Source organism: Moorena sp. SIO4G3, assembly GCF_010692305.1.
Taxonomy (GTDB): domain Bacteria; phylum Cyanobacteriota; class Cyanobacteriia; order Cyanobacteriales; family Coleofasciculaceae; genus Moorena; species Moorena producens_A.
This window is the reverse complement of sequence record NZ_JAAHIG010000448.1, coordinates 1-6,561: the sequence shown is the minus strand read 5'-3', so window position 1 is coordinate 6,561 and position 6,561 is coordinate 1. Positions and strand designations below refer to the sequence as shown.

At 44.1% G+C, this 6,561-nt stretch carries 8 protein-coding genes and 1 pseudogene; 2 read left to right on the top strand and 7 right to left on the bottom strand.

Annotated elements, in window-relative coordinates; genetic code table 11:
- Positions 1-686, top strand: a 686-nt coding sequence (locus F6J99_RS39530; RefSeq protein WP_293121598.1) for a hypothetical protein, incomplete at its 5' end; no start/stop codon positions are given.
- A 140-nt stretch (positions 687-826) separates the two neighbouring features.
- Here F6J99_RS39530 and F6J99_RS39525 read toward each other — a convergent pair.
- The 7 genes from F6J99_RS39525 to F6J99_RS45915 all read right to left on the bottom strand — a co-directional run bounded on the left by F6J99_RS39525 (position 827) and on the right by F6J99_RS45915 (position 5,698).
- Positions 827-1,504, bottom strand: a complete 678-nt coding sequence (locus tag F6J99_RS39525) for a reverse transcriptase domain-containing protein (RefSeq protein ID WP_293121596.1) — start codon at positions 1,502-1,504, stop codon at positions 827-829.
- A gap of 79 nt (positions 1,505-1,583) precedes the next feature.
- The gene (locus F6J99_RS39520) at positions 1,584-3,212 is read right to left on the bottom strand and encodes a reverse transcriptase domain-containing protein (RefSeq protein ID WP_293121594.1); all 1,629 of its coding nucleotides are present in this window, start codon (positions 3,210-3,212) and stop codon (positions 1,584-1,586) included.
- Positions 3,213-3,433: 221 nt separating this feature from the next.
- Positions 3,434-3,673 (bottom strand): hypothetical protein, encoded by a 240-nt coding sequence (locus F6J99_RS39515; RefSeq protein WP_293121592.1) that lies wholly within the window; start codon positions 3,671-3,673, stop codon positions 3,434-3,436.
- Positions 3,674-3,982: 309 nt separating this feature from the next.
- Complete coding sequence (locus tag F6J99_RS45930) at positions 3,983-4,423, bottom strand: HNH endonuclease (protein ID WP_365975176.1); 441 nt, start codon at positions 4,421-4,423, stop codon at positions 3,983-3,985.
- On the bottom strand, positions 4,398-5,003 hold the full coding sequence (locus F6J99_RS45925) for a group II intron maturase-specific domain-containing protein (protein ID WP_365975174.1): 606 nt from the start codon (positions 5,001-5,003) through the stop codon (positions 4,398-4,400). Before F6J99_RS45925 ends, F6J99_RS45930 begins: the two co-directional genes overlap by 26 nt.
- On the bottom strand, positions 4,942-5,211 hold the full coding sequence (locus F6J99_RS45920) for a reverse transcriptase domain-containing protein (RefSeq protein ID WP_365975179.1): 270 nt from the start codon (positions 5,209-5,211) through the stop codon (positions 4,942-4,944). The genes F6J99_RS45925 and F6J99_RS45920 overlap by 62 nt, the downstream gene beginning before the upstream one ends.
- Before the next feature lie 64 nt (positions 5,212-5,275).
- A complete protein-coding gene (locus tag F6J99_RS45915; protein WP_365975172.1) occupies positions 5,276-5,698 on the bottom strand; it encodes a reverse transcriptase N-terminal domain-containing protein in 423 nt (140 codons plus the stop codon).
- A gap of 478 nt (positions 5,699-6,176) precedes the next feature.
- Here F6J99_RS45915 and F6J99_RS39505 point away from each other — a divergent pair.
- A pseudogene (locus F6J99_RS39505) lies at positions 6,177-6,269 on the top strand (RNA-guided endonuclease TnpB family protein); the annotation flags it as partial.
- Positions 6,270-6,561 lie beyond the last annotated feature (292 nt).

Below are 6,561 nucleotides of genomic sequence, written 5' to 3'. Positions count from 1 at the left end.
AAATTAGTGTCAATAAATACTGGCAATCCTCATTTTTTCGTTTAAAAATCAAGCATTTGTTAACTATCGCAAACATCTCAAACCTAGTTATGGACTTGCTTAGCAATTCCTGGAGATGTCTAATGGTGAAAACCCCAGGGTTTGGTCACAGATGGGGAATTGCGGAGAATTATTGTGTAAATCTAGGAAGACTATGGTACCCTTTCCGTTATGGGACAAAAATGCTTTACAGAAACAAAGGAAAAAAAGGAGAGGAAAAAATGAAAAAAAAGATCCGGAGTGGGATTAAAGGACTGACCGTCATGGTGGTGGGGATGATTTTGTCGTGTTGTGCAATCGTATGCCAGCCGGCCTTTGGCTCCAATACATCTTCCGATAGCCGTTACTGCGATCTAACTAAAGAGGAGATTATGTGCGTGGGTAGTGTTAATGGGTTATCACATGTCGGTGTCGTAGAGAATAAACCCAATGAGCGCCTATGTATGGATTATACTAATTTCGGGGGTGAAGGTGAGCTAGAAATCATAACATCAACCGAAGGATTAGGATATAAAAAAGACCTGGCCATCCAGAGTTATGGAGTGATCCCCATGGAAAATGCATCACGTTATAGTATATCAGTTTCGCGATTAGCGTTAGTGGAGTATAAAGTTTACCATGAACCATGCCGAGTATTAACATACTGATAGGAGGGTTGAAAGAAAAAAGAATTCAAGCAGTAACATGTACGTTTGATGAATCATCGGCCAGAACCGTCAATGGAAAGAGCCGACCAGCCCCCAGGGAAAAATCAGCAACTTAGAGGGAAAAAAGACGAAGGAAGTAATCACAGTAGCGCGTGAAATAAATCCTGCTTGAGCTCACCGCAACCCCCTTCCCTTGAACCAGGGGGTCTGGTTAACCCCATCACCCGAAGGGTTAAACTTGATTGAAAGACACTGAGCCATGTCACAGATATCCCACCTTTCACCCATCGCCACCAGCGTATAAAATATGCCTCAATGCGCTCTATGGGCGCACCGTGCTCGTAAAGCCGAGTCATATTTTCAAGCATCCGTTCCACCGTCTTCCGAGCTATTCCTAAACCCGAGGTCGAAAACCAATAGCCCAAAAAATCAAAGCCACTGGCGATGCGACCGATAAAGGTCTTCTCGGGATGTTTGAGAACCTTTAACTCATTCATCACCTCGTTAGTGGCTTTGATGGCTTTTCGCAACTTCCAGCGGATCGGTGCCAGAATTACCCAATCGTCCATGTATCTGACATAGAAACAACCAAGCTGAGCCATCCGGTCATCCAAAGGTTTAAGGAATAACGCTCCAATTAGTGGAGAAATAGGGCATCGTTTGGAGATGCCCTTTGAAATATCAATGTAGTCACCCCCATCAGAAACATAGCGACGTAAATAACCCCATAACAAACGAATAACTGCTTCTTCACTAACATATTTCCCCACAATCTCCATCAAAATCCCATGATTGATGCTGGCGTAATAGCTTTTCACATGTTAGAGTCGATGCCCGGTATTATCCGGGGCACCTCTCCTTCAGAACTGTACGTGAAGGTTTCCCTTCATACAGCTCCTAGGTATCCTTAGCTTTCGCTTTTGCTCCTGTGGTTTTGTTCGTTGTCTTTGTTGTCTTACAAGTTCCTTTTTGTTCGTTGTTGAAAGTGGGTTTCACTTGTGTCTCAACTTTTGACCAATGTATTTGTTGGTGACAACTCTGGTGGACTGCTGTTAGATTACTTCTTGACCAATTGTCGTGGTTTCCATCAATATGATGGAGGTGTACAGATTCGTCTTCCATGAATCTCAATCCACAGTATCCACATGAATGGTTTTGCTTTTTCAAGGCTTTGGACGTAGCGTCGAAGTAAAGGCGCGAATTTCTTTTACTCCAATAGACTAAGTCGCCGTCGTAAGGTGACTTAGCTCCCTTTACGTTGTCGTGTTTTCCGAATAGACTGTATTCTACCTTTGGGAACGCTTTATCGCACAGTTTATTGGCTTTCCAGCGGTTGGTCTTCTTTTCTTTTCTGAATTTCCGATTGGCCGCCATTCTTATGAACCATAAACTATCCCTGCTGCTGCTCATGTCACAGCTTGAGTGGTAGTTGCGCCATCCCCGGATTATAGGGGCTAGTTTTTTAGCTTTTACTTCTGCACCATAATTCGAGCAGTTGACGACGTTTTTAATCTTTTCCCGTACATTCCGATGGTTTTCCGCTGAGGGAATGCAATGGAATTTGCGGTTTTTCTTGACTCTAAAGTACCAGCCAAGGAAGACAAACCCGTCTGTCGCTTTAGTTACCTTAGTCTTACTTTCACTGACGTTCATCCCTCGTTCTGCCAAAAATTCTTTTACTTTCTGGAGAATTTTCTCAGCGTCGTCTTTTGGTTTTAACAGAAATACCATATCGTCTGCATAGCGGAGACTGGTATGTAATTCTTCGATTCCGTTTAAGGCCACATTTGCGAGTAAAGGGCTTACCACTCCCCCTTGTGGGGTTCCCTGTTCTGGAAATTGTACGGATACTCCTGCTTTTAGGCATCTGAATATTCCCGTTTTAATCTTAGCTGGTGCTATAAGCCTTTCCATTATACAGGTGTGAGAGATACGGTCGTTCGCGAAGCGTGGCCTACGGCCAAAGCATTTTTCAATGTCTAACTCTATGATTCGTTTTTGGTACCCATTTGAACTTGAGTTTAGATGGCCGAAAAGTCGTTTCTGGACGTCTTGGGCACATCTTCCTGTCCTGAATCCGTAGCTATCCTTGCTGAACGTAGCTTCATGAGCCGGTTCCAGGGCTAGCTTTACTAAACATTGCCATGCTCTGTCGGCAATGGTTGGTATCTTAAGCATTCTTACTTTCCCGTTCTTTTTAGGGATTGGGATTTCACGTAGTCCGCTATGTTGCCAGTCGTGGCCATAGTGGTTCAATGCTTCAACCAGTTCCATGCGTTCTCGGTAATTGAGGCTTGACTTTCCATCAATTCCCGCCGTTTTCTTGCCCTTGTTAAGCTGTGTGACTTGACGGACTGCCAAAAGTTGTGCTGAACGGGATTTCAGAATCAGTTTTTGCAAAGACCTAGCTCTCTTAAGGTCACCTGCTTGAACTGCTTTGTATACTCGCTTTTGTAGGCGGAATAAGTTTTGGCGGAGTTTCTTCCACTGTTGACTTTTCCAAAGGTCACTATATCGTTTTGACATGTGTCTACCTGTACTCTCCTAAGGTTTGTATATTCTGGATACCCGTAGCCAGTTGTTAGGCTACATCCTACCCGGCAGTGAGGATTAGGTTTGACATAACTTACTATGGGTTCGACCTTTCCATAGACTCATATGCTGCCGTTTTTACTTGTTCCGTCCGTTAGATTCTCTGGTGATTTTAGGGCAGTCCGGAGATGAAACCTTAGAATAGTGGAGCCTTACTACAAAATTTTTAACCCTTTTACCCATAGCCGACTAACTATAAAGGCTCCACTATTCTTGCGGTAACTTCTAACCAATTCGCCTATTCCCTCATCGGAGATTACAGCCATCGCGCCGGAGAACGCTGTGATGATAATAATCGGGAATGCAGTCTCGCATTTTTCTAGGTCAGATTGCGGCTGTCTTTTAAGACGCTTTTTCAGGACTTTCGCTGCTGTTACCCGTGTCACCTTCCCCATTAGCGCCAGTGTCAAGCATCTGAGACTTGTCTGATTGCGCCCTGTTGCCAGCTTCACTCTGCGAGGATGTCGCCTCGGAGATGAAACCTTAGACAGTTGAGCCTTATTACAAAAGATTTAACCCTTTTATGCAACAGCGTACACCCATAAAGGCTCAACTGTCTTACGGTAACTTCAAACTCGGTGTGGCCAGATAGGGATTAAACTAAGCCGGGGAGTTGCCTCCAATCGCGACTCGTCTTCAAAACCGGACGTGAAAGTTTCCCTTCATCCGGCTCCTCATCGTAGGAACCATTGTCATTGGTACCTCTAGAACGGATTTCTATCTAACTCGGAAGAGTTGATTTTATTTCCGTGTTTTGTGTCGTGGCAGTGTAGGTGTAGTAATTCTAGATTCTTGTCTAGGTTGCTTCCACCAAGTGAACGTGGTTTGATATGGTGTATTTCCAACAAGTCTTCTGTCCTAAAGGTGAGACCACAATGAGCACATTTCCCTTTTTGCCTTTTCAAAAGCCTTCCCAATGAGCTGGTCATTTCAGGATGTTTCTGCATCCGGGTACTCCAATAAATTAGGTCGCCGTCGAAAGGACTCCGGATATCTTTTACCTTTATGTGCCTGACTATTGGAGTTTTGGCATGTTTCGGGAGGTAGTTATCCTCTTTGGTCATGAATACCCAGTTGTCTATCTTCGGGGCGTCCCAGGGTTTTTTAGGTTTCTCAACCTTAGTTCCCCAGTATTTCTTGTTCACCCAGGTCTTGGATTTGTTGGGGTGTCTCCTGTATCCCCATCAAGGCGAGTTTGTTCCAGAGTAAGTTGTCCATTTTGGAGTAGGTTTTCTTACTTACAACGGCGCTGTAGTAATTACACCATCCTCTTATAATGGGTTTGAGATGCTTGATGAGAGCTTCTTGGGTCGCGGCTTTGTGTCTGTCAATGACTTTTGCAAGTCGCTCATAATACTCTTTCACTTTTCTTTCGGATGGCTTGATTAAGGTTTTAAAACCTTGTTTTGACCAGTTTTTCCCTACTTTATGTTGTCGGATATTGAATCCGAGGAAGTCAAATCCGTCAAAAGTGTGGGTTATTTTGGTTTTACTTGGTTTTAATTCCAAGCCTATGTCTTTTAGCCAGACCTCAATGATTCTTTGACATTCTTCTACCACTTCTTGGTCTTTGTGCAATATGACAAAGTCATCTGCATATCGGATGAAGGTTAATGCTTTTTTGTTCTTCTGTTTTTCACCAGGTAAACTTCCAGCGAATTCCTTAATCCGGTTTTCCATTCCGTGGAGAGCTATGTTCGCGCTTTTGTGGTGAGATAATGCCACCCTGAGGAGTACCCTCTTCTGTAGGGGAGAATGTGCCCTTATCCATCACTCCTGCATTTAGCCATTGTTTGACTAATCGCCTCATGGATGGATAAGTATTTAATTTTGTTAAGAGAACATTGTGGTTAATTTTATCGAAGCACTTGGATATATCGGCATCTAATACCCACTTGGGTTTTTTATTGATGCTACAATATATTGCCCCGATGGCGTCATGACAAGACCGTCCTGGTCGGAAACCATAAGAGTTCGCTTCAAAGATTGCTTCCCATTCAGGTTAAACATGCCTGTTTGGCAAGTGCTTGTAAAGCCCGGTCGTATATGGTTGGTATCCCTAGAGGCCGCTTTTCTGACTTTCCAGGTTTGGGTATCCAGACCCTTCTAGTTGGTTGTGGCTTTCGGTAGATTTTTAGGCTGACTACTAAGTCGAGTCTTTGCCTATTGGTTAAGGCTTTTTTCCCGTCTATTCCGGCAGTCTTTTTGCCCTTGTTTTGTTGGGTAACCTTTCTGACCGCAATCATTTTTGCTGACCAAGATTTCATCAGGGTCTTTTGCAGTTTTCTTACCACGCTCACGTCACCACGGCTCGAGGCTTGATATATCCGCTTTTGTAACTTAAATACAGTTTGTTCCAGCTTCCGCCAGTTAACCGTATTCCATTCCACCTGTGGGGCGAACCCCCGAGTTTTAGACATTTTAATTACTACTCATAGCTAGATCTTTTCCTACAACGTAAGTCCGTCAGCATATCCTGGATATTACTCCAGGCATTGGCTTCTGACTTAATCTTTCTCACATAGGCCATGGGGCTAACTACCTACTCAAGAATCGACCTTCTTGAGAGCACCTATGGAGTTATTTCGTTCCTGATAACCATTCTCTGGACTTAATGGGTGATACTCTCCACCGGGAACTTAGTGAAATCATTATAAAAGTGACTAACCTTATAATCCTTTATGTTCCGTTAGCTTTTTGCTTGTAGCGTGTCAGCTTGTTTCGCTACTTGAGACTGACGATGGTTCTGGTGTATCTTCCTTGCGTACCCATGAGTTCAACTGCCTGTTACTAACTCCACCTTTAGCTGATAGAGCTTCACTATTCGACCCCGCTTTAACCTAGAGCTTGTTACTTCTCAGTGATTAGGGGTAGGGCTGTCACTCGGATTTCACGAGGGTCAGAAGTTACCGAAAGAATAGTGCAGCCTTTATGGTCAGCAGGTTATGCATCATAGGAGTAAGGTTTTGTACTAAGGCTGCACTATTCTAAGGTTTTGTCTCCGGGTTGGTATTTCACCAACATGGTTATCAAGTTGTCAAGGTTCGATTACCTTGCGACTAATCCCCCAAACCTTTATAGGGTGTGGTTTCTAGTCAACGAATCGCACAGTCACTTCTCTCCTGAAGGGACGGATTCTCACCGTCATCCTGTCGGGTTAGAGTCGATGTCCCCTATTAAGGGGAGCACCTCTCCTTCAGAACCGTGCATGAAGCTTTCACCTCACACGGCTCCTAGATATTCTGGTCTTTCGACCTGCTCCAATGTATCTGTTGGTGGCAGC